Consider the following 2,690-nt stretch of genomic DNA (forward strand, 5'->3'; position numbering starts at 1 on the left):
CGCGCGGACGAACAGCTCGTCATTCGCCTTCTCCGAAAGGACCGCGGGATAGCCCTTGATCACCGGCGACCCGCTCAGCGGCTCGCAGCTGGCGGTGCCTCCCTCGGGGAAGCTGAACTCGTCGGCCAACTCGATGGTGATCCGCTGAGTCACGGGGGTGCCGTTGGCATGCAGTGGAGCGGGCACCCGCAACGCGAGGCGCCCGCCACCGGCCTCCACGTCCGCGCCCCACCCTACCCAGGCCATCGCGTAACCCTGGTTGAGGAAGAAGCCGTTGCCGAAGTCGGCCTGCGAGACGGGATCGTTGTTGAAGGGGCCGTTCGCAAACGAGAGGAAGAGAAGGAGATTGCCGCGGTTGTTGATCTCGGAGACGAGCTGGCGGTTCCATTTCGAAAGATCGGCCGGGTACAGCAGCATGTAATCGGCATCGAAGGAGACCAGGCCGTCGGCGTTCCGCGGCGCCAAGTTCAAATCCGTGATCACGGCATTGCGCGGATCGGTCGGGTCGATCTGGAACTCGACGGTGCCTCGCACCTTCTTGTACGCTCCTCCCGAACCGAAGGCGTTGCCTCCTGCGACGATCATGTCGGTTGCCGGATGCAGGAAGACCTTCGTCGGCTTGGCCGCGAAAGCGGCGTCAGCGGTCCAGCAGAGTGCTGCGACCCACAGCGCCAACAGACGTGGCATCCGGATGCCGCTGAATCGCGTTCCGACACTCGCGTGCATGATCATCCTCCTGGGTGTGGCGGGAGACCGCCGACGCTCCGCGCGCGGCGTGAAAGGATTTCTCTGATCTGATTTTCCCCGGAGCGGCTCTTAGGAGAATTCCAAACGGAGAGTCAAGTCCACGCGCGTTGCGCATTTTTACAGCGGGCCGTTCGCCCGCCTTCTGAGACTGGCTATGGTGCGCGTCCACGAAGCCGTGGAATGCCCCCACACCGTTGGCGTTATGCGGCCATGTTGCCCTTCCTGCTCCTCGCCGCGTCGGCGCTCGTCCCGGCGGACAAGGTGTTCCGGCTGACTCCGCAGATTTCGGAGGAATCGTCCTGGTCGCCGGATTCGCGTCGGCTCGTCTTCGATTCGAACCGCGGTGGCGGGCCGACCAAGCTGTACGTCATGAACGGTGACGGCTCGAACGTATCGCAGCTCACCTCTGGCCCCGGAACGGACGAGACGCCGGCGTGGTCGCCAGACGGGCGCCGCATCGCGTTCGTGTCCGACCGCGGGGGCAACCCGGAGATCTGGGTCGTCGATGCCGACGGCAAGAACCGGCGGCAGGTCACGCGGGACGGCGGCGCCGCCATCCACCCGCACTGGGCCCGGGATAGCCGCCGAATCATCTTCTGCTCGGGGCGAGAGAAGCCCGAGAGGTACGAAATCCACGTCGTCGACGCGGACAAGGGTACGGTGACCCAGCTGACGAACGACGGCGGAATCAACACCTTTCCCGTCTACTCCCCCGACGGTTCGCACATCGCGTTTCGCCGCGTGCTCGCCGGCAACTCGGAGGTGTTCGTCATGGACGCCGATGGCGAGAACGCGCGCAACCTGACGAATCACCCGGCGTTCGACGGCTGGCCCGCGTGGTCTCCCGACGGCGTCAGAATCGTCTTCGGCTCAGACCGGACCGGCGAGTATCGCATCTGGGTCATGAACGCGGATGGCACCGACGCGAAGCAGCTCGTGGACGTGCCGGGGCGTTGCACGTCTCCGAAATGGTCGCCGGACGGCCAGTGGATCTCGTTCGATCGCGCGCTCGAGCGAAGTTGCGAGATCCTGCGCGTTCCAGCAGCGGACGTCGCGCCTCGACGCTGACGAACAATCCACCTGCCGAGTGGTCAGGGCCGCCAGCTAGGGTTCGATCCGGACGTCACCATCAGGCCGCTCGTGCCATTGTCGATGCCAAAGAGCCGCAGGATGTGCACCTCCGTGGCCCCGCCCGAGCAGAAGTCGGTCCGCGTGAATGCGAGCTTGCGGCCATCCGGAGACCATGCCGGCTCGCCGTGAGATTCACAGTCCGGGCTCGACAAGCTGATCTGGGTTGCTGCAGAGTCGTCGCGAAGGCTGATCATCCAGATCGCCTGCGAGCACGAATCGAGCCCACACGCGTACCGCGCCATTGCGATCCAGTCTCCGTCCGGTGACCACGCCGGTTGCGAATCGACGACGTCCGGGTCCACCGTCAAACGCGAAGCGCCGGAGCCGTCCGCGTTCATGAGGTAGATCCCGGTAGAGTCGCCGTCGCGATAACTGCGGAATGCGATCCTCGTTCCGTCGGGCGACCAGCTCGGATCGCTGTCTTCGGCGGCGTGATTCGTCAGGTTGACGAGGCCGGTGCCATCGGAGCTCATGACGCAGATCTCGCCATTGCCGTCGCGACGGCTGGTAAACGCGATCCGGTTCCCGTCCGGCGACCATGCAGGACGGAAGTTGCCGCCGGAAGACGACGTGAGCTGGATCGCGCCGGAACCATCCGCGTTCATCACGAAGATCTCGGGCGAGCCCGTGCGGTCGCTCTGGAAAGCCATCTTCGTCCCGTCCGGAGACCATGCGGGAGCGGTGTCCGACGCGGGATCGAACGTCAGTTGCGCGAGCCCTTCTCCGTTCGATTTGATCGTGTAGATGTCGGCGCCGGCCGCGATCGCCAGCGTCATTGGGGGCCTGCACTTGAGGTCGAACTCCGCGGTGAC

Annotated in this window: 3 protein-coding genes and 1 pseudogene (1 of these 4 running past the window's edge); 1 reads left to right on the plus strand and 3 read right to left on the minus strand. The window is 65.1% G+C overall.

Annotation, left to right across the window (positions count from 1 at the left end):
* On the minus strand, positions 1 to 726 hold a 726-nt coding region (locus E6J58_01475; GenBank protein TMB42621.1), incomplete at its 3' end, for a hypothetical protein.
* Positions 727 to 927: 201 nt separating this feature from the next.
* Here E6J58_01475 and E6J58_01480 point away from each other — a divergent pair.
* Positions 928 to 1,815, plus strand: coding sequence for a hypothetical protein (locus tag E6J58_01480; protein TMB42622.1), 888 nt, complete (start codon positions 928 to 930; stop codon positions 1,813 to 1,815).
* 23 nt (positions 1,816 to 1,838) lie between these two features.
* Here E6J58_01480 and E6J58_01485 read toward each other — a convergent pair whose 3' ends face one another.
* Together E6J58_01485 and E6J58_01490 are read right to left on the minus strand one after the other, a co-directional pair.
* On the minus strand, positions 1,839 to 2,654 hold the full coding sequence (locus E6J58_01485; GenBank protein TMB42623.1) for a hypothetical protein: 816 nt from the start codon (positions 2,652 to 2,654) through the stop codon (positions 1,839 to 1,841).
* Positions 2,651 to 2,690 (minus strand): annotated as a pseudogene (locus E6J58_01490) (fibronectin type III domain-containing protein); it runs 914 nt beyond the window's last position. The gene E6J58_01485 and the pseudogene E6J58_01490 overlap by 4 nt, the downstream one beginning before the upstream one ends.

The organism is Deltaproteobacteria bacterium (assembly GCA_005879535.1).
Taxonomy (GTDB): domain Bacteria; phylum Myxococcota; class Myxococcia; order Myxococcales; family 40CM-4-68-19; genus 40CM-4-68-19.

Excerpts from the sequence above, each read along its gene's own strand:
- E6J58_01480 (TMB42622.1), top strand. The coding sequence starts at position 928 with ATGCCCCCACACCGTTGGCGTTATGCGGCCATGTTGCCCTTCCTGCTC.
- E6J58_01485 (TMB42623.1), bottom strand. The coding sequence starts at position 2,654 with ATGACGCTGGCGATCGCGGCCGGCGCCGACATCTACACGATCAAATCG.